General features: G+C 44.0%; 17 protein-coding genes. 12 read left to right on the forward strand and 5 right to left on the reverse strand.

Annotation, left to right across the window (positions count from 1 at the left end):
* Positions 1–25: 25 nt before the first annotated feature.
* Positions 26–1,036 carry a sugar phosphate isomerase/epimerase family protein gene (locus ACVBDY_RS15915; protein WP_447176448.1) on the reverse strand — a complete coding sequence of 337 codons (1,011 nt, stop codon included), beginning with the start codon at positions 1,034–1,036 and terminating at the stop codon, positions 26–28.
* Positions 1,037–1,179: 143 nt separating this feature from the next.
* On the opposite strand from ACVBDY_RS15915, the gene ACVBDY_RS15920 reads away from it, so the two are divergent.
* Genes ACVBDY_RS15920 through ACVBDY_RS15930 form a run of 3 tightly spaced genes read left to right on the forward strand, consistent with a single transcriptional unit; the run spans position 1,180 to position 4,537 of the window.
* A complete protein-coding gene (locus ACVBDY_RS15920) occupies positions 1,180–2,892 on the forward strand; it encodes a GMC oxidoreductase (RefSeq protein WP_447176449.1) in 1,713 nt (570 codons plus the stop codon).
* A 10-nt stretch (positions 2,893–2,902) separates the two neighbouring features.
* On the forward strand, positions 2,903–3,544 hold the full coding sequence (locus ACVBDY_RS15925) for a gluconate 2-dehydrogenase subunit 3 family protein (RefSeq protein ID WP_447176450.1): 642 nt from the start codon (positions 2,903–2,905) through the stop codon (positions 3,542–3,544).
* A gap of 60 nt (positions 3,545–3,604) precedes the next feature.
* Complete coding sequence (locus ACVBDY_RS15930) at positions 3,605–4,537, forward strand: hydroxypyruvate isomerase family protein (protein WP_447176451.1); 933 nt, start codon at positions 3,605–3,607, stop codon at positions 4,535–4,537.
* A 79-nt stretch (positions 4,538–4,616) separates the two neighbouring features.
* Here the strand turns inward: ACVBDY_RS15930 and ACVBDY_RS15935 are convergent, their stop codons facing one another.
* From ACVBDY_RS15935 to ACVBDY_RS15945, 3 genes are all read right to left on the reverse strand, one after another.
* Positions 4,617–5,279 carry a VOC family protein gene (locus ACVBDY_RS15935; RefSeq protein ID WP_447176452.1) on the reverse strand — a complete coding sequence of 221 codons (663 nt, stop codon included), beginning with the start codon at positions 5,277–5,279 and terminating at the stop codon, positions 4,617–4,619.
* Entirely contained in the window at positions 5,276–5,872 is a 597-nt protein-coding gene (gene nudK / locus ACVBDY_RS15940) for a GDP-mannose pyrophosphatase NudK (RefSeq protein ID WP_447176453.1), read from the reverse strand. Before nudK ends, ACVBDY_RS15935 begins: the two co-directional genes overlap by 4 nt.
* Before the next feature lie 82 nt (positions 5,873–5,954).
* Positions 5,955–6,443 (reverse strand): c-type cytochrome, encoded by a 489-nt coding sequence (locus ACVBDY_RS15945; protein ID WP_447176454.1) that lies wholly within the window; start codon positions 6,441–6,443, stop codon positions 5,955–5,957.
* Positions 6,444–6,818: 375 nt separating this feature from the next.
* Between ACVBDY_RS15945 and ACVBDY_RS15950 the strand changes: the two genes are divergently transcribed.
* Entirely contained in the window at positions 6,819–7,298 is a 480-nt protein-coding gene (locus ACVBDY_RS15950) for an acyl-CoA thioesterase (protein WP_447176455.1), read from the forward strand.
* Between the two features lie 33 nt (positions 7,299–7,331).
* Here ACVBDY_RS15950 and ACVBDY_RS15955 read toward each other — a convergent pair whose 3' ends face one another.
* Complete coding sequence (locus ACVBDY_RS15955; RefSeq protein WP_447176456.1) at positions 7,332–8,453, reverse strand: Fe(II)-2OG oxygenase family protein; 1,122 nt, start codon at positions 8,451–8,453, stop codon at positions 7,332–7,334.
* 263 nt (positions 8,454–8,716) lie between these two features.
* Here ACVBDY_RS15955 and ACVBDY_RS15960 point away from each other — a divergent pair, with 263 nt between their 5' ends.
* The 8 genes from ACVBDY_RS15960 to ACVBDY_RS15995 are packed head-to-tail and all read left to right on the forward strand — an operon-like array spanning position 8,717 to position 19,664.
* A complete protein-coding gene (locus ACVBDY_RS15960) occupies positions 8,717–9,352 on the forward strand; it encodes a nitroreductase family protein (protein ID WP_447176457.1) in 636 nt (211 codons plus the stop codon).
* Between the two features lie 29 nt (positions 9,353–9,381).
* Positions 9,382–10,941, forward strand: a complete 1,560-nt coding sequence (locus tag ACVBDY_RS15965) for a pyridoxal phosphate-dependent decarboxylase family protein (protein ID WP_447176458.1) — start codon at positions 9,382–9,384, stop codon at positions 10,939–10,941.
* Entirely contained in the window at positions 10,880–13,351 is a 2,472-nt protein-coding gene (locus ACVBDY_RS15970) for a GNAT family N-acetyltransferase (RefSeq protein ID WP_447176459.1), read from the forward strand. The genes ACVBDY_RS15965 and ACVBDY_RS15970 overlap by 62 nt, the downstream gene beginning before the upstream one ends.
* Positions 13,352–13,356: 5 nt before the next feature.
* The gene (locus ACVBDY_RS15975) at positions 13,357–14,703 is read left to right on the forward strand and encodes a lysine N(6)-hydroxylase/L-ornithine N(5)-oxygenase family protein (protein WP_447176460.1); all 1,347 of its coding nucleotides are present in this window, start codon (positions 13,357–13,359) and stop codon (positions 14,701–14,703) included.
* A gap of 23 nt (positions 14,704–14,726) precedes the next feature.
* Positions 14,727–16,565 (forward strand): IucA/IucC family protein, encoded by a 1,839-nt coding sequence (locus ACVBDY_RS15980; protein WP_447176461.1) that lies wholly within the window; start codon positions 14,727–14,729, stop codon positions 16,563–16,565.
* A 1-nt stretch (position 16,566) separates the two neighbouring features.
* Positions 16,567–17,982 (forward strand): MATE family efflux transporter, encoded by a 1,416-nt coding sequence (locus tag ACVBDY_RS15985; protein ID WP_447176462.1) that lies wholly within the window; start codon positions 16,567–16,569, stop codon positions 17,980–17,982.
* 26 nt (positions 17,983–18,008) lie between these two features.
* The gene (locus ACVBDY_RS15990; RefSeq protein ID WP_447176463.1) at positions 18,009–18,251 is read left to right on the forward strand and encodes an acyl carrier protein; all 243 of its coding nucleotides are present in this window, start codon (positions 18,009–18,011) and stop codon (positions 18,249–18,251) included.
* A gap of 21 nt (positions 18,252–18,272) precedes the next feature.
* Complete coding sequence (locus tag ACVBDY_RS15995; RefSeq protein WP_447176464.1) at positions 18,273–19,664, forward strand: AMP-binding protein; 1,392 nt, start codon at positions 18,273–18,275, stop codon at positions 19,662–19,664.
* Positions 19,665–19,694: the final 30 nt, after the last annotated feature.

Raw genomic sequence — 19,694 nt, forward strand, 5'->3', positions numbered from 1 at the left:
CTGGCAAAGCCGGCGTTGCTTTGGCCTATGAAATTTGTTTTGCAGCATTGATCAGCAGTTTTTTAGTGGCGAGAATGCCTTCCTCTTCACCGAGCCTTTCCCCTTCATATTCTACGCCGATATACCCGGTGTAGTCTGCATCTTTAACAATTTGAAGCATTTTTATGTAGTCTATACTTGTTTCGTTTCCGGCTTCATCGAAGTCGTAAGATTTTGCACTAACTGCTTTGGCGAAGGGCATTAATTCTTCCACTCCTTTATATTTGTCGTACTCCTCCACGCATGGGGCTCCCCAGGGTTCGCCGTTTTCCCTTTTTATACAGAAATTACCAAAATCGGGCAGTGTTCCGCAGTTTTTCATATTTACCTCCTGCATGACTTCTGCCAGCAGGGCACCGTTGGAGGAAAAGCCTCCGTGGTTTTCTACCAGTACGTTCACATTGGATTTCGCGGCATATGTGGCAAGTCCGGACAAGCCTTCGGCAGCGTATTGTTTCCACGCGTCGGCATCCTGTTCGCCGAAAAGGTTTACCCGTATGGAATGACAACCCAATGCAGCGGCAGCGTCTACCCATTTGTGGTGAGTTTCTATAGCTTTGGTCCGTTCTGTTTTGTCCTTAACCCCGAGATTGCCTTCTGCATCTACCATGATAATAAGGTTTTTTATATCATTGTCAGTACTGCGTTTGTTGAGTTCCCTGACCAGATTATTGACAGCTGTAGCAGAGTTGGAATTTTTTTCCAGTTCTTTCCGGTATAACTGGCTTACATATTCCAGTCCCTCAAATCCCCATTCTTTTGCTTTTTTTGCAAAATTTAACGGGTCAAAGCCTTGTTCCATGATCATTTTGTGGATAGACCACTGTGCCAGAGATAATTTAAAGAAAGGTGTGTTTTCTATTTTAGTAGTAGCTTTTTCCGGTGTTACAAGCATAGTCCCTTTATCTTTTTTGGAGTTCTTGCAGGCATATAGTCCCAGCAACGATAAGGCTATACCGGCTTTACCGGAATTCCCGATAAAATTTCGTCTGTTCATTATGATCGGTATTTTAATTTAAGAATTGCTAAAATAATAAGTTTTAAAAGTAATATGTATATATCTTACAAAAAAATTTATCGAAAAATATATAAAATTTATATATTTGAAGCTTACTCTAATATAAAAACAAATTACGAATAATGGGCACTATGTACTATAATCCTCCGCAGGAGGAATACGATGCTATTGTAATAGGCACCGGAGTGAGCGGCGGATGGGCTGCTAAAGAATTATGTGAGAAGGGTTTAAAAACCCTGGTGCTGGAACGGGGGCGCATGGTCAAACATATTGAAGACTATCCTACAATGCACCTGGACCCATGGGATATGGAAAACGGAGGGGCTGCCACGCAGGAAGACCTTCGCAAGCAGGGAAAGCAGGCGAGGACCGGTTATACTGTCCGGCAGGATACGAAACACTTCTTCGTGAATGACCTGGAACATCCCTACAATGAAGTAGAACGTTTTGACTGGATGCGGGGATATCATGTGGGAGGACGCTCGATTATGTGGGGGAGACAGAGTTACAGGCATGGTGACATTGATTTTGAAGCGAATTTAAAGGAGGGTGTTGCAGTAGACTGGCCCATCCGTTATAAAGATATAGCGCCTTGGTATGATTATGTAGAAAAGCACATAGGGGTGAGCGGTGAAAAACTGGGTTTACCTCAATTACCTGACGGACAATTCCTCCCGCCAATGGAACTCTATTGTGTGGAGGAAGACCTGAAAAAAGCTATGGCCAGCAAGTTTGACGATGGAAGATTGTTGACTATTGGCCGGGTAGCACATTTAACCGGCGGGCAGTTTGATGGTAGAAGCCATTGCCAGTTCCGTAACCGTTGTGCAAGAGGATGTCCTTTCGGAGGCTATTTCAGCAGTAACTCTTCTACACTTCCTGCTGCCGAACGTACCGGGAATATGACTTTGAGGCCGTTTTCTATCGTACACGAAATTATGTATGATAAAGATAAAAAACGAGCCACCGGTGTAAGGATTATAGATGCGGAGAGCAACGAAACCTATGAGTTTAAAGCTAAAGTGATCTTTGTTTGTGCCTCTGCTATCGGGTCTACTTCAGTCCTGATGCAGTCTAAATCCGAGCGTTTCCCCGAAGGAATGGGAAATGATTCCGGAGAACTGGGTCACAACCTGATGGATCACCATTTCCAGGTAGGAGCTTCTGCAAAAGTGGATGGTTTTGAAGATAAATATTTTAAAGGCAGAAGGCCTAACGGATTTTATATTCCGAGGTTTCGTAACCTGGGAGGAAATACGGATAAAAAAGACTTCCTTAGAGGATATGGCTATCAAGGTGGTGGTGGAAGAGGAGATTGGGCTTCTTCCGTGAAGGAACTGGCCTATGGAAAGGAATTAAAAGAAGCTATCCTGAAACCGGGAGAATGGAGCATAGGTATGACTGCATTCGGAGAAATGCTGCCACATCACGATAATAAGATGTTCCTGGATTATGAAAAGACGGATAAATGGGGTCTTCCAACCGTAACTTTTGATGCTAAATTCCGTGAGAATGAGTTTAATATGCGTAAGGATATGAAACAACAGGCGATTGATATGCTGGAAGCTGCCGGATTCAAAAATATAAGCCCTTACGACAATCCCGGAGCTCCCGGTCTCGGTATCCATGAAATGGGAACGGCACGTATGGGAAGAGATCCTAAGACATCCGTACTAAACGGGAATAACCAGATACACACGGTACCTAACGTATATGTAACCGATGGTGCTGCAATGACTTCTGCCAGTTGTGTAAACCCGTCGCTTACCTATATGGCACTAACTGCCCGGGCAGCGGATCACGCGGTGAACGAACTGAAAAAAATGAATATTTAAAACAAATGCCATGCAAAGAAGAGAAGTAATAAAAAATATAGGGCTTTCTTTGGGGTTTGTTGCTGCTACGCCTACCCTGTTAAGTATACTTCAAAGTTGTACGGGAGACCCGAAAGTAGAATGGATCCCGGAATTCTTTACTCCTGAGGAAGGTAGTGTGCTATCTAAAATGGTAGATATTATCCTCCCGAAAACCGATGATCTTCCCGGGGCCGCAGAATTGAATGTGCCGCAGTTTATTGATAAATATATTAAAGAAGTGTACGGCCCGGAGGACCAGAAACTGGTTAAGGACGGAATGAAGGCTTTTACCAATAAACTGGGAGTTAAAGATCCTGCGGACCTTCCTAAAGTCAAAGAGGAAGAAGTGGAAAAAGTTATAGCTGCTTCTTTGGGTGTAGGAGAAGATCAGAGAAAGGATCTCGAAAGAAAACTACGGGAATACAGGGATTCTGACGATGGAGCTGCTCCGGAAAATGAAGATGCCCTGGTTTTTGGTTTTGTAAAGGACGTAAGAGGAAAAACCATTTCCGGGTTTAAGATCAGTGAATATATTGGGGAGGAAGTCCTCGCTTATGACCCCATTCCGGGGAAACAACAGGGCTGTATCTCGTTGGAAGAAGCTACCGGAGGAAAATTGTGGTCTTTATAAAAAAACTCATCCCCGAACCTGTAAAAAGCGCGGGATGGCATTTGACTAAACCAACCAATTGTGAAAAGAAGAAAATTTGTACAGAATTCTCTTATGGCAACCCTGGGAGCTTCGGTGACTACCACCGGAGCTTTCGGTTTTGCCGGGAATACAAAAGAGACACCACAGGAAAAACATAAATTCAATCTTAAATATGCCCCTCACGACGGGATGTTTAAACACAATGCCGGCGGGGATATTATCTCCCAGCTCGAATATATGGCGGAACAGGGTTTTACCGCTTTCGAGGATAACGGTATGACCGGGCGCCCTGTCAATGTACAGGAAGCAATGGCCAGAACCATGCAGGACCTCGGTATGGAAATGGGGGTGTTCGTGGCTCATAAGATATATTGGACAGAACCAAATCTCACCAGTGGAGACGAGGGGAAAAGGGAAGAATTTCTTGCAGATATACGAAAGTCCGTAGAAGTGGCCAAAAGAGTAAATGCAAAATGGGTTACCGTTGTTCCCGGTTATAAGGATTTCCGGAAAGAACCGGGATATCAAACGGCAAATGTAGTGGAATCTCTTAAACAGGCTTCAGAGATACTGGAACCTCATGGTATAACGATGGTTCTGGAGCCGTTGAATTATATGAACCACCCCGGGCTGTTCCTGGAGAAGTCAGCACAGGCTTATGAGATCTGCAAAGCGGTAAATTCACCTTCCTGTAAGATATTGTACGATATCTATCATCAGCAGATAACCGAAGGAAATCTCATTCCCAATATAGAAGCAAGCTGGGACGAGATCGCTTATTTCCAGGTGGGGGATAACCCGGGAAGGAACGAACCTACCACCGGAGAAATCAACTACAAAAATGTATTCAAGTATATTTATGATAAAGGTTTTCAAGGAGTTGTAGGTATGGAACACGGAAATTCCAGACCGAACGGAGAAGGCGAGCTTGCCGTGATCGAAGCCTATAAGGAGGTAGATAAATTTCTGTAAACTTTTAAAAATTAAAAACAGGCCATTTATCAGTAAAACCCGGAAACACAATGAAGGGAATTACCGGAGGATAGTCTGTTTATTTTTTCTCCCTGTGGAGTATATGCTCCTGTCCATCTGCCTGGAAGATTATTTTTGTCGGAAAAGAAGATGCCTTTTGTGTGGTGGGAAACCAATCCCTGTCTGAAGCAGCCAGTATAAAAAGTCCTTCTTCATCTCCCATAACGGTAAAATGTTCCTGCGGAGGTTGTTTCGGATATATTTTCACCCCGTATTTTTTCGTGATTTCAGATGCAAGACCGGGTACATCATCAGCGACCAGTCCTGTTTCACTGATATTGAGTATAGACAGGCCATCAAAGTCACGATCGGATGTTTTTTTACGGTCATACCGGGTAATATATTCCAGTATATTACCATTGTTATCGCGAAAGTAAAAGGATTTGGCGTTCCATCTTGAGAAATCTGCTATAGTTTCATTGTCTTCATCGGAAACGAACAGGATACCTACCTTTCCCTTCATGAGGGAATGGGCTTCTTCCAGCTTGTTGTTCGGGATATCAAAAGCAATATGGTATACCGGCTTTAATTTCTCGGATGTATTAAAAACGAGCAGTGTTTCTCCCGCCTGTATGTGTAAGAGTGTATTATCGGACCGGACGGGTAAGCCCATAATGTCGGCATAAAAACCGGCTGTTTCTTCTAAATTATCCGTACTTAAATGTATTTCTTTTAGTTTCATGGCTTATCGGGAGCGAATAATGCGTTAGCCTGGGCATAGAGTAAAAGAGCAATTGTTTTTCCGTCTTTTATCCTGCCGTCCGTAATCATGGCCAGGGCTTCGGAAAAAGGAATTTCCAGGACTTCGATATTTTCGTGTTCGCTTTCCAGGCCACCTCCATCACTTACTTTCATTTCTTTGGAATATTCCCCGGTGAAAAAATAGATGATCTCTGTTACGGAACCGGGTGACATGTATGCTTCAAATATCTTGCAGACCTCCCTGATCCTATAGCCGGTTTCTTCTTCTGCTTCCCGTTTAATACACGCTTCCGGGCTATCCTCGTCTAACAGGCCGGCACAAGCCTCTATCATCATTCCTGTTTCGTTACCGTTCAGATAAGTGGGCATCCGGAATTGCCGGGTTAATATAATGGTTTGTTCTTCTTTATTGAATAACAGGATAGTGGCCCCGTTTCCGCGATCGTACGCTTCCCGGCTTTGTGGTTGCCATTCCCCGTCTTTGTTTTGATATTCAAAAGTAGCTTTCTTTAAGGTATACCAATTATCAGACAGGATATCCACCTTCAGATCCCTTACTTTGGAGTTGCCCATAATTTTCTCTTAATTTACAAAAAATTATCCCTCTTACCCGGAAAAAGGAAGAGGGACAAAAACAGTATATTTTATAATCCGGTTAAAGTGTTCTCAGGAACTCCGCAATGGCCCTGGCCTCGTCTTCCGTAAGATTCTGGTTGAGCATCAGGGTTCCGTTATATTCTTCTACCAGTGCTTTGGCAATAGGATCTTCCTTCTGCATTTCATCCGGGTTGAGCATCATGTTCATTACCCATTCCGGGCTTCTGCGCTCATAAACACCGTTGAGGGCAGGTCCTATGAATTTCTGATCGGTTTTGTGACAGGCCGTACATTTTACTTTAAAAGCCTCTTCGCCTTTGGCGGCGAGATCATTATCGATATCACCGAATTCTACCTCTTTAATGGGACCGATACCTTTGTTGTCCATGTCCACTGGAACTTTGGAGGCTTGAGCTCCGGAATTTCCGGATTTCTTTTCAGTTTGGGTTCTTTCGTAACTGAATTTTTCCTTCTTTTCCTTTTTCTCTCCGCAACTTACCAGCATGACGGCAGTGCCCAATGCCATTGTCAGCAATAATTTTTTCATCTTTTTTGAATTTTTGCCCATGTACCCGGATATAGTTCGGAAATTATCGTGTAATTCTCTCCAAAGTCGTTTCCCGGGCAACATTTACTGTTCATCTTGTTTAATACCCTGCCGGAAAAAGGGTTAGTCAATTTATTCATCCGGCTTTTGGGGAATTTATGGTTTTAAGCCACTAATATAGGTAATAAAACAGATTTTACCTGTCGCTTTTAACATATTTTAAAAACCTTTTTGTGAAATTTGAAATATCAGTGATGGAGAATTCCATGTTCTGTGGCTCCAGGTTGTTATTGATGTTGCTATGCTGTGGTGTGTTATTTAAAAAGCTTTATATTTACCATATATTATGCGTGCATAACATTAAAAACGGAAATCATGTATTTTAAAGAATTTGATATACGATGGAGTGATATAGACGCCAACCGTCACCTGGCCAATTCGGCTTATATTAATTTTATGAGCCATACGCGCATGTCGTTCCTTATTGAAAACGGACTTACCCAGAGGGAACTGGCAAAACATCATATCGGTCCCGTGGTGTTTTACGAACATGTCTATTATTTCAAGGAAGTTTTTGCCGGGAAGCCGATAAAGGTTTCTCTGGAACTTGCCGGGATGAGTGAAGACGGTAGATTTTTTGAATTTCATCATAATTTTTATGACGACAAAGGGAGAAATTTTGCTCGTTGTGAAATGATGGGTGCCTGGATAGACATGAATACCCGAAAGCTTACAGGGCTTCCGCCGGAATTCACACATATCCTGGAAGGCCTCTTTAAGACCGAAGATTTTAAAGTACTCACTAAAGAAGACACCCGAAAATACGGCAAAGTGCCCAAAGATCTCAATCTTTAGTAAGTACTTTTCATTAATTTTTCCTGTGGGGATTTATTCTGTTGCGAAAATTTTCCCGAGGTGCTCTTCCATAATAAAATAGGGATCGTTAGTGTCCGTTACCGAGCGGATCTGTATAAGGCTGGTCTTGCTCATCATACGTAGCATCTGCCGGCGTTCGCACTTTACAATTCTTCCGTTATCGGTACGCTGGCCGGCAATAAAGGCACTTCGGCCATGAGCACATAAATGGTTGTTTACGAATATTACATCTCCGGATTCCGGTATGAATTCATTATTTATAAGTGGTTTGGCCTCTTCCCAGAAATTGATGAGGTTATTGAGAGCCTGCTGACTTTGCCCGGCCTTTTCATTGAATATTTGTTCTGCGGCGTCAAACCGGATAAAGGGTAACGTCCTGTTCCCATACAGGACGGATGTTGCTGGTCCCGGTTCCACATTATCATTGTTTGTATAATTGGCATCTTTCGGACATTGATAAATGGGCGCAAATAATTTTTCCAAAGTCGGGTTTATCGCTCCGTGCGACCGTATGGAATACAGGGTAGAAGGAACTCTCTCTTCATTTCGTAGATAAAGAAAACTCAGAAAATCAGCCTGGTTATATAAAAAAGCATCTTCCGTATGGACGAACAGGTCGGTTTTGGACCCGGCTCCTGTTTGTGTTGTCGTCATTTTTTCATCCGGAATAATGGCATGTAATAAACCTCCTCCTTTTCGTTGGGCATAATACTGTACCGGTTTGGACGGAACGGCCCCGTGAAGAAGGGAGCAGATAAAACCGTATTTTCTCAACTTTTTATAGTCGGCCTGTTGCCAGTTCGGGGGAGTAGGACCCAAAGCATCCTGGTCTACTTCCATTAGTCCCCTGAAAATAATAGCCCCGTATTGGTCCGAAGAAAAGTCGGTTCCGAATTTGCTGAGTATCCTGGTAATACGCTCTGGAAGCAGTTGATAGGCATGAAGGTGGAGCGAGGAAATATAATCTGGATTTTCATAGCTGTGGAATGCCTTTACGAGAAGGTTGCCAACACTGGAGAGAATATTTCTTTCCTGTGGGGTCACATCGATAATTAAAGGTGAAATCGGGGCTGTAACGTAAGTCGGGGTTTGCTCAAGAGATCTTTCAGATGAAGTAATTGGTTGTAAGTCCATTTTATAAATCTTTTATGAATAATGTTTAGGGACATTTTATTTGGTTTATAGTAAGATGTGTTAATGCGTTTTCTTAAGTGGTTAATTATGTGTTGAATACATAATTACGATTGAGGCAGACATAAAATCTTTCATATTTATTTTGATTTGAAAATTAATGTTTATAGTTTTGTTTTTAATAAGTCTAAATAAATATTGATTACACAAATATATTTTGAATAAGTCTAAATAACAATAGCTGACTTAATTTTTTACCCAAAAAAGTGAACTTTATCAATGAAACTACTGTAAATACTATGGAGGATTGTTTGAATTTATCCAAAGAATTTTCTGAAATCATCCGGAACAGGAGAAGTATTTATGCCGATGATTTTATAAAAAGAGAGATACCGGATGAACTGCTGGACGAAATTCTGATCAATGCTACGTGGGCACCTACGCACAAGATGACCGAGCCCTGGAGATTTATTGTCTTCAGAGGAAAGCACCTTAAAGCGTATGGCGAATACATGGCAGAATACTACAAGGATTACTACGCTAAACAGCTTTCGCCCGAAGCACTCTCGGAACGACTGTCTTTTCTTCGGAACTATCCCCTGAATGCAGCATGTATGATTGGTGTTGTCCTGGTCCGCAACGAAAAAATCGATCTGCCGGAATGGGAAGAAATTGCCGCCGTGTCATCTGCCGTACAGAATATGGCCCTTACCTGTACCGCCAATAACATAGGAAGTTATTGGAGTACGAAAAGTGTCGCGATCGATTATGTATCGGGATTCGGTCTTGCCGGTAATGAAAGATCACTGGGCTTACTTTACCTGGGTTATTATCCCGAAGCATTGAAATTGTCGAAAAAGAAGAGAAGTCCTCTTTCCAAAAAAGTAATCTATCTCAAATGAATCTTACCTGAACTTAAACCTTAAATAGTATGAACAAAACATTATGGAACGATGAGGAACCTCCTGCCGGGGTGCTTTCCCCGCAGCAGGACCTCTGCAAAGATATTTTTTACGGGCAGGCTGCGGACGAGTATGCCAAAGTAATACAATTGGCCCGGGAACGTGTTTCCCGGTTCCTGAAAAATAACCGGAAACCTTTTAGCGGGATTAAGCCGGCAGACATCCGGTCTAAAGTAGAATCTGTAGATTTCAGCACACCACTGGAAGACTATGAGAGCCTGCTTAACGAGGCCGATGAACTATATGTGAAACATGCTACGGCGTATCACCTTCCGCAATACATAGCCCACCTGAATTGCCCGGTAGTGATCCCGGCACTTGCGGCAGAAGTATTGATAAGCGCTATTAATTCTTCCCAGGATACTTACGACCAGAGTGCCGGGGGAACGTTTATGGAGCGTAAACTCATAGCGTGGACCGGTGAGCAGATAGGATTTTCGTCTGACTGTGACGGTATTTTTACGGCGGGCGGGTCTCAAAGCAATTTGATGGGATTGCTCCTGGCCAGGGATTATTTTTCGCTGGAATATCTGAAATGGAATATAAAACTGGACGGATGTCCGCCTGAAGCCACTAAATTCCGGATTTTCGTGTCCGAAAAAGCACATTTCAGCAACCATAAAAATGCATCCATCCTCGGTTTGGGAGAGCAGTCCATTGTTCCCGTAGAGACTGATGAGCGTTATCGTATGGATCCCCGAAAACTGGAAGAGGCCATTTTAAGGGAAAGAGAAAAAGGGAACATCCCGATTGCCATTACGGCAACGGCAGGAACTACTGATTTTGGAAATGTAGACCCTCTTGTAGATATAGCCGACATAGCCAGGGAACATCGTTTATGGCTTCATGTAGATGCTGCATATGGCTGCGGATTATTACTTACCGATAAACACAGGCAGCTTCTGGATGGTATAGAACAGGCCGATTCGGTGACGATCGATTATCATAAATCCTTCTTTCAACCCATCAGCAGCAGTGCGTTTATCATCAAAAACAGACTTCACCTTAATATCATTAAACACCACGCCGATTACCTTAATCCGAAAGAGCAGGATTATGACGAGCTGCCAGCCCAGATCAATAAATCCATTGTGCAAAGTACACGTCGTTTTGATGCACTCAAACTGTGGTTTACGCTCCGGTACCTCGGAAAAGAAAAACTCGGACAATATACGGACACCATCATAGAGACGACCGTACAGACCGCCGATTTCCTGGATAAAGACGACAATTTTGAACTGCTGTGCCATTCGGATATAGGAGTCCTGGTTTTCCGTTACGTAAAGGATACGGAAAAAGACGAGATATGCGAACTGAACCAGTTCATTAAAAAAACACTTTTTTTCAGCGGTGAAGTGCTGCTGGCCAGTACAAAGGTAAACGGAGAATTTTATCTCAAATTTACCATCTTCAACCCCCTTACAACCATTCAAGATATACAAGTTATCCTTACCAAAATAAAAAAACATGGACTCGAATACCTACAGCTTAACCCGGTTTCTCCCGCAAGCGGAGCAAATCAATTTTAAGTCCCTGCTGAACAGTTATTGCAGGGAGTTTAATAACTGGAGCCGTTATGAAGGCATCCCCAAATACGATCCGTCCCTGGCAGATCATATGCGTTCCGTTGACCATTTTTCCTTTCTCCGGTTTGATTTTACGGATAATGTCACGGAAGTCTTTGCCCCTTTGACATATTTCTCGGAGACCGGCGTACATTCCTTTGGTTTTCCCGTAATACAACGCCATTACGAATCCGATGAGATCAGGGAAATAACACCTTTGGAATTTACGGATCTTGTTGTGGCATATGCTAAAAAAGACTATCCCGAAGCGGATGCTGCATTTACCAAAGAACGCATGAAGAACAGTATTCACAACCTGGCGGAATATCTGGCCCATACGGAAAAAAATCATCGTGTTGTCAATAACCCAACTCAGACGTTCATAGCATCGGAACAGGCATTGATCCTGGGGCATAGTGTGCACCCCTTGCCTAAAAGCAGAGAAGGTTTTTCTACTGAAGAACTCATAAAATATTCCCCGGAGACCGCAGGGCAGTTTCCGCTGCATTACTTCCTGGTTCACCCGGATAATGTAAGGGAAAAAAGCTCTGCAGAATCTTTAGTCACAAGTCAGCTGCGAAAAGAAATTACGCCACAGGCAGATTCTGCTGCCCGGACATTACTGGAACAATACCCGGAATGGAAAGTCATACCTGTGCATCCGTGGGAGGCTTCTTATCTTTTGGAGCAACAGGAAGTAAAAGAAATGCTTTCGGAACAGCTCCTGTTCAGCCTGGGGCAATTCGGTTTGCTATTTACACCTACTTCATCCGTTCGTACGGTTTACAATGCCGAAAGCGAATGGATGTATAAGTTTTCCCTGCATGTAAAGATCACCAATTCTTTTCGTGTTAACTATCCTCATGAATTAAATCGCGGATACGATGCCAGTGAGCTGTTGAAAACAGCGTGGGGGGAAGATATGCGGAAAGACTTTCCCGAAGTAGAACTTATTCCCGATCCGGCATTTATGATGGTCGTCTATAAGGATAAGGTTATCGACGGTTTTAGTACCAGTGTGCGCCGGAATCCCTTCCGGGGAGAAGCGGCGGAAAAAAACACAGGTCTTGTAGCTTCCCTTTGCCAGGACAGTGTTTTGGGACAGGAACCCAGAATACGGGAACTTATTAAGGAGGCGGCAAAACGAAGGGAGGAGACTATAGAAGATGTTGCTGTAGCCTGGTTTAAACAATATCTCGATATAACCATACGTCCGTTAGTGGGTATTTTCAACACATACGGATTCGGTATGGAGTTCCATCAGCAAAATATGCTCGTAGAATTTGACGATGATCTTTTCCCCCGAAAACTTTATTACAGAGATAACCAGGGGTACTTTTTCCGTGAAGGTAAAGTAGAAGAGCTTTTACGTATTCTTCCCGGTTTTGGAAAAGACAGCAGATCTTTTATTTCCGAACCCAGGATGATAAATTTCTGGGGATATTACCTTCTGGTCAACCACCTTTTCGGAGTGATCGGTGCGCTGGGAAAAAACAACCTGGCACCGGAACGGACCCTTATACATCTTTTATACGAATCCCTGAAAGCCGAAGAAGAATCAGACGATACCGGATTGGTTTCCCACCTGCTTAACAGTGTGAAGCTGATGGTAAAAGGCAATTTGCTTACGAGCCTGAATAATATGGACGAAGCCAGTGCACCAAGGGCGAACCCTGCGGTTTACAAAACATTTCCCAACCCCCTCAATAAATATTTCTATTCGGAAAAACTGATCTGCCCTCAAAGTAAAAATGTGGTGTACAGCCGGTATTTCGAAAAAGAACAGGTAACCATAACCTTGCGACCGGTAGATATAGACCGTGACCTGGAGATGCTTCATGAATGGTTCCATCGGGAACATGCCCTTAAAATATGGCAAATGAACTGGCCTATCCGGGAACTCGAAACATACTACCGAACATTGCTTCCGGGAGATATGCTGCACAGTTATATCGGTGAAGCTAACGGCGTACCAACATTTAATATTGAAGTGTATTGGGCCGGCCGGGATATTGTTGGTGAATATTACGAGGTGTTGCCTACGGATTACGGAACCCACCAGTTTATTGCCCCTACAGATCCTAAGTTAAAATTTGCTTCTCCGGCTACACAATCCATGATGGATTTTGTCTTTGCCGAAACACAGGTTGGAAAAATGGTGGGAGAAGGCGCCGTAGATTCCCTGGCTTCCATGATGAACAAGGCGCATGTAGGGTTCAAAATTGAAAAGGTCATTGAAATGCCGCACAAAAAGGCGAACCTCAATTTCTGTTACAGGGAATGGTACTGGGCCAAGTTTCCCGCAGCAAAAGATTTTAAGAACATTCCGGTCTCAGAACCCCTCCCGGTAGAATCTATCGGGATTAAAAATTGAAAACAATGAGTATCAAAGAAAAATATAATGTAATAGGTATTGGTATCGGACCTTTTAATCTTGGCCTTGCTGCCCTTATGGAACCGGTGGAGGAACTGTCCTCCGTTTTTTTCGATCAGTCGGATGGCTTTGACTGGCACCCGGGTTTAATGCTGAATAATGTAACCCTCCAGGTCCCATTCCTGGCCGACCTGGTGACGATGGCCGATCCGGCAAGTAAGTACAGCTTCCTCAATTTCATGAAAGAAAGCGGACGGTTATACAAATTTTTTATCCGTGAAAATTTTTATATCCTCAGGAAAGAATACAATGCCTATTGCAAATGGGTGGTTTCCAGGCTGCCCAACTGTAGGTTCTCACATAAAGTAGTTTCTGTAGAACACAACAGTGGACTGTATGCCGTTACTGTATTGAATACCCGCACCGCGTTGACGTCCGTTTACTATGCGGAAAAGCTTGTTTTGGGCACCGGGACTTCACCGTATATCCCGGATTTTATCGATAAGAATACCATGCCAAAGGTGATCCATGCTTCTCAATATTTATATTTCAAACCGGATATTCTGAAAAACACTTCTGTGACTATCATAGGTTCCGGGCAGAGTGCGGCCGAAATATTCCGGGATATTTTGCCTGCTACGGAAAACGGGTTGCAACTGAACTGGTTCACCCGCTCCTCGCGTTTCTTTCCTATGGAATATTCCAAACTGACCCTGGAACTCACCTCTCCGGAATATGTAGACCATTTTTACAATATGACATACGGGCAACGGAAACAACTGCTGGCCAGGCAAAATGCACTTTACAAGGGGATTGATTACGACCTGATCAATGAAATTTTCGATACCCTGTATGAAATGAGTGTTGAAAATACGCCCTTAAATGTTGAGCTGCGTTCTAATATGCAGCTCAACAAAGTTATGGCTGCAGACCATGGTGCCTACGACCTTCATTTTACGCAAACGGAACTTCAGCGGGCATATAGATGTCAGAGCGACTTTGTCATCCTGGCTACCGGTTATACCTATAAAGAACCGGATTTTCTGGAGGGAATAGAACATAAAATAGACCGGATAGATAGCGGCCTGTTCAATGTGCAGCGTAACTATACTATCGATAAGAACGGTGAAGAGATATTTGTTCAGAATGCCGAACTGCACACCCACGGTTTTGTATCCCCCGACCTGGGAATGGGGGCTTATCGCAATTCCCATATCATCAACCAGTTGACAAACCGGGAAGTTTACAAGGTTGAAAAGCGCATTGCTTTCCAGGAATTTGGTATAGCGAAGGAAGAAGGCCGGTTTTCCCGAAAAGAGGATTTTGCGGCTGTGACCGAAGGGATTAAATAGAACAATACCAAAAACAGGCGACCATGACAACCACCAAAGATATATTAACACAACAGACTGACGTAAAGATCTGGAAAAAGGTAAATACCGATCTTCTGGCCAAGAGTCTCGCGGAATTGATGCACGAACAGGTTTTTATCCCGGAGATCCTGTTAAAAGAAGAAGACGGATTGACACATTTCCGCTTAAAAACAGACCATGAACACATACATTATACCTTTTCTGCTTATCCGAGGTTCCTGGACTACTGGCATATCGAAAAAAAGAGTATTCGCAAACGGGAAAACGGGCGGGAAATTGCTGCGGTAGACGTACTGGACTTTTTCATGGAACTGCAGCATACTTTCGGTGTGGATTCGTTTACATTAGCCCACTACATCGAAGAACTGTTAAATACACTTTATGCCGATGCCCGTGTACATTCCAGGGGGAAGCTCAGCTCTGCGAACCTGGCGGAGGCAGATTATCAGACGGTAGAACACCAGATGGACGGGCATCCCTGGGTAATCGTGAACAAAGGGCGTATAGGTTTCAATTACACGGACCATGCGGATTATGCGCCTGAAATGGACAAACAAACCAGGCTTTTCTGGCTGGCTGCCCATAAGGACAGGGCACAGTTCCACGCCCTGGAAACGATAGAGATAAAGCGTTTTTACCGGGATGAACTGGGAGAAGAAAAGATACTGGCCTTTGAAACGAAGTTAAAAGATCAGGGGCTCGCCCCGGAAGATTACGTCTTTCTGCCCGTACACGACTGGCAACTGAACAATAAAATTGCTTTTCAGTTTCACCAGGACCTGGCATCTCAACACCTGGTTCTCCTGGGCATTGGCGATGACCTGTATGCCCCGCAACAGAGTATCAGGACATTTTTTAATACGAGTGATCCCACTAAACATTATGTCAAAACGGCGATTTCTATTCTGAGCACCGGGAATATCCGGGGATTATCGCCCAAACAGATGGCTATTGCGCCAAACGTTACCAAATGGGTAAAAGGACTGCTGGATGAAGATCTATACTTCCAAAAGGCAGGGGTAGTACTTCTCGGAGAGGTAGCAACGGTGTCTTATAAACATCCTCAATACAGTTTGATTAAAGACAGCCCCTATCAATACCGGGAGATGCTGGGTGTTTTATGGAGAGAAAGTGCGGAAAAATACCTGAGGCCAGGGGAAAAACTGATGACAATGGCTGCCTTATTGTATGTGGATAATGAAGATTGTCCTCTGGTGAAGGCATTGGTACGCAAATCCGGGCTAAGCGTTCAGGGCTGGGTAAGTACTTATTTAAAAGCCTATTTAAAGCCGCTGTTGCATATCTATTACCAGCATTCCCTCTGCGTGACCCCTCACGGGGAAAATATCATCCTGGTGATGAAAGACGGTATTCCCGTGAGGATGATCATCAAGGATTTTGTAGATGATATTGTCCTCACGGCCGATGTCAGTGAAAAATTGCCGCCCGAACTGGCAGACGGGTTAATACGGTCTTCCAACAAGGAAAATATACCGTTGTTTATCCTGCTGGGTGTCTTTGATGCCTTCTTCAGGTACCTCTCCGATATTTTGCACAGCTATCTTAACTATGACGAACAATCGTTCTGGAATACTGTTGCAGCTACAATATTTGAATATCAGGAGGAGCATCCGCACCTGGCGGATCGTTTTAAAAAGTACGATCTGTTCGTTGCGGAGTTCAAGCGGTTTTATATCAATAGTTCGAGATTGCTCAACCAGGGGTATACGGAAAGGACCGGGTTTGCCATTCCTAAGAAAGGAGGTAAGCTGACCAATCCGCTCTACCTGGTAAGACAAAAGGAAACTGCTTTGATGAATGAACAGATACGGGCCAAATAAGATGAGTTACTTCAAAAATACGGCATTCCGGGTTCAGCCTTATGCCGACTTGTTTATAAAGGCAGTCCTCGGCAGGGAAAAGAATTATACTACGGGAAGTATTAACCGCGCCATTACCCTGCTTGCCGTCCCCATGGTATTGGAGCTCCTTATGGAGTCTTTATTTGTCTGCGCAAGCCTGTTTTTTGTAAGTAGTCTCGGGGCCAATGCGATTTCCATTGTGGGGGCAACGGAATCTGTGGTCACTTTTTCTTATTCCGTTTCCATAGGTCTCAGCATAGCGGCTTCGGCTGTGATCTCCAGGAGGGTCGGCGAGCAGAAGTTTGAAATGGCCGGGCTCACAGCTATGCAGGTTATCTATCTCGCGGTGTCCCTGGCTTTGGTTATAAGTGTACTGTGTTTTGTGTGGACTGTGGAGATTATGGGTGTGATAGGCCTCTCTCCCGCATTGGTCGGGGAAGGGCTCTCTTATGCCAGGGTGATGTTTGCATGCAGCGGATTTATTATTCTCCGTATAGCGGTCAATGGTATATTTCGAGGAGCAGGTGACGCCTCTACAGCGATGAGAACACTGTGGCTGTCTAATGCGCTGAACATAGTGTTGTGCCCCATCCTTATTTTCGGATGGGGACCGGTGCCGGCTTACGGGCTTCTTGGCGTGGGAATAGCTACGGGAGTTGCCAGAATGGTGGGAGTATGCTATCAGGCATGGCACCTGGCAAAAGGCAAAACCGTTCTGAAGATCGGTATGGAACAATTGATCTTCCACTGGGGTATTTTTAAAAAAGTACTCAAACTGACATTCGGAGGTACGGTGCAATATATTATCCCGGCTTCCAGCTGGCTTTTTATGATAAAGATTATCTCGCACTTCGGGGAAAATGCCCTGGCCGGCTATATCCTGGCCCAGCGGGTAGCTTCCATAGCCACGATGCCTGCCTGGGGCATAGGTAATGCTGCCGGTATACTGACGGGGCAGAACCTCGGTGCCAACCAACCGGACCGGGCAGAAAAATCGGTGTGGAGAGCGGGAATGATAAATATGGGATTTCTGATACTTATAGCCGTTTGCTGGGTTTTCCTGGCAGATCCCGTAGTGAAGATCTTTTCCGATGTGCCGGAGGTCATTGGCCATAGCACTACATATATACATTTCATTTCCATGGCTTACGTACTGTTGGGGTATACCATGGTCATTTCGAGGGCCCTGAATGCCGCGGGACAGGTTATGGTAGTGACCCTGCTTTACATTCTCATGTTTTATGTAACACAGATTCCTCTTTCCTATACACTTGGAATTACGTTTAACCTGGGGCCTAACGGTGTTTTCGCAGCCATATTGGCTTCGGAACTCGTTCTTGCTACGGCCTGTATCCTGGTTTTTCGCAAAGGGAAGTGGAAAAAAACAAAAGTTTAAGTCTCAATTAATTTAATAAAAAAAAGATGAACACAACCGAACAATTGTATGAGGTATTTGCAAAAGCCTTTGAAATACCTGTAGAAACAGTAACTGACGAACTGGAATACCAGGGGATAGCCGAATGGGACTCCATGAGCCACCTGGTCCTGGTAAGCGAACTGGAAAATTCCTATAGTATCTCTATTGATATGGAAGATGTGCTGGAGATGGGAAATGTAGAAAAAGTAAAGGGAATACTCAAAAAACACGGAATTGAGATCAATTAAGAGATATACTGAGAACAGGCCATGGAACTTTACGATTTAATAAGGAAAAATGAAAGGTTGACCTTTACGGATACACGGACCGGAGTTTCCAAATCCGTTATGGAAATGCACCGGTCCCTGGATGTTGACGATGTACGGTCTCTGGTCTTTATCTATAACGACAACCAGTTGCCGGCCATAGAAACCCTGTTGAATTTTTACCGGGAAAAACACGCGGTGGCATTGCTGGGAGCTGGTTTGAATGCCCATTTTAAGCAAAACCTGGAAGAGAAATACAGGCCCTTTTATATCTATGATCCTTCACGCCCGGGTATAGAAGGATACAGTGCGATAAATGCCTCGGATACCGTGGTGTTATTCAAGCGTCATCAAAAGGCAGATTACCCCGTTCACCCGGAGATCAAACTCCTGTTGAGTACCTCCGGAACAACAGGCTCTCCGAAGTTCGTCAGGCTCTCCGATAATAACCTTGTGCATAACGCCAGGGCCATTATGGAATATATGCCTATTGAAGCGGAAGATGTGGTGCCGTTAAACGTACCTCTCAATTTTGTATACGGCTTCTCCATTTTCACGACAAATTGTATGCAAGGCGGGACCATTGTCTGTACGGACAAAGATGCTTTTCAAAAAGAATTCTGGTCGGACTTTAAAAAATACGGGTACTCCACCTTAGGGGGTGTGCCCTATTTTTATGAAATGCTGTACCGCATCGGGTTTTTTAAGAAAGATTACCCTTCGCTGCGATACCTCACCCACACCGGGGGAATGTTAAATCAGAAGTTGATAGAGGTCATTTCCGAATACACCCGGAAATTCGGCAAACAGTTTTTTGCACAGTACGGGCAGACCGAAGCCGGTGGAAGGATGGCTTTTTTACCACCGGCAGATCTGCAGAGAAAAGGAACATCTATCGGTTTTCCGATAAAGAACGGGAGGTTTGAAATAGACGAAGAAACATCCGAACTGATCTACCACGGCCCGAATGTTTTTGGCGGTTACGCCAATAGCAGCACCGATCTGCAGTTTTTCGATAGACAGGATAAATTGCATACGGGCGATATGGCCAGGAAAGACGAAGACGGTTATTACTATATCACAGGGCGGATAAAACGGATCGTAAAATTGTTCGGTGTCCGGCTGAATCTCGACGAAACGGAACTCCTTCTGAAAGACGCACTGGGAGGGCAAACCTTTATCTGTACAGGGATCAATGATAAATATCTGGCCGTAATGTACACGGACGAATATTTAAAAAGAGCGTCGATTGTAGAGGTTCTTAAAGAAAAGCTCAACCTTCATGCGAGCGTCTTAAAAATCAGTCATATAGAAGATGTCCCCCTAACGTCAAACGGAAAAGTAAATTACCCGGTAATTAAAGAATGGCTCGAATCAGGGAGCCTTGTATCATAAGCCCCGAAAAAATACGATGATCTTAACCTG

The organism is Sinomicrobium halophytocola (genome assembly GCF_052983395.1).

Excerpts from the sequence above, each read along its gene's own strand:
- ACVBDY_RS15935 (WP_447176452.1), bottom strand. The coding sequence starts at position 5,279 with ATGAAACTAAAAGAAATACATTTAAGTACGGATAATTTAGAAGAAACA.
- ACVBDY_RS15965 (WP_447176458.1), top strand. The coding sequence starts at position 9,382 with ATGAACAAAACATTATGGAACGATGAGGAACCTCCTGCCGGGGTGCTT.
- ACVBDY_RS15945 (WP_447176454.1), bottom strand. The coding sequence starts at position 6,443 with ATGAAAAAATTATTGCTGACAATGGCATTGGGCACTGCCGTCATGCTG.
- ACVBDY_RS15995 (WP_447176464.1), top strand. The coding sequence starts at position 18,273 with ATGGAACTTTACGATTTAATAAGGAAAAATGAAAGGTTGACCTTTACG.
- ACVBDY_RS15955 (WP_447176456.1), bottom strand. The coding sequence starts at position 8,453 with ATGGACTTACAACCAATTACTTCATCTGAAAGATCTCTTGAGCAAACC.
- ACVBDY_RS15980 (WP_447176461.1), top strand. The coding sequence starts at position 14,727 with ATGACAACCACCAAAGATATATTAACACAACAGACTGACGTAAAGATC.
- ACVBDY_RS15915 (WP_447176448.1), bottom strand. The coding sequence starts at position 1,036 with ATGAACAGACGAAATTTTATCGGGAATTCCGGTAAAGCCGGTATAGCC.
- ACVBDY_RS15925 (WP_447176450.1), top strand. The coding sequence starts at position 2,903 with ATGCAAAGAAGAGAAGTAATAAAAAATATAGGGCTTTCTTTGGGGTTT.
- nudK (WP_447176453.1), bottom strand. The coding sequence starts at position 5,872 with ATGGGCAACTCCAAAGTAAGGGATCTGAAGGTGGATATCCTGTCTGAT.
- ACVBDY_RS15985 (WP_447176462.1), top strand. The coding sequence starts at position 16,567 with ATGAGTTACTTCAAAAATACGGCATTCCGGGTTCAGCCTTATGCCGAC.
- ACVBDY_RS15950 (WP_447176455.1), top strand. The coding sequence starts at position 6,819 with ATGTATTTTAAAGAATTTGATATACGATGGAGTGATATAGACGCCAAC.
- ACVBDY_RS15975 (WP_447176460.1), top strand. The coding sequence starts at position 13,357 with ATGAGTATCAAAGAAAAATATAATGTAATAGGTATTGGTATCGGACCT.
- ACVBDY_RS15970 (WP_447176459.1), top strand. The coding sequence starts at position 10,880 with ATGGACTCGAATACCTACAGCTTAACCCGGTTTCTCCCGCAAGCGGAG.
- ACVBDY_RS15920 (WP_447176449.1), top strand. The coding sequence starts at position 1,180 with ATGGGCACTATGTACTATAATCCTCCGCAGGAGGAATACGATGCTATT.
- ACVBDY_RS15990 (WP_447176463.1), top strand. The coding sequence starts at position 18,009 with ATGAACACAACCGAACAATTGTATGAGGTATTTGCAAAAGCCTTTGAA.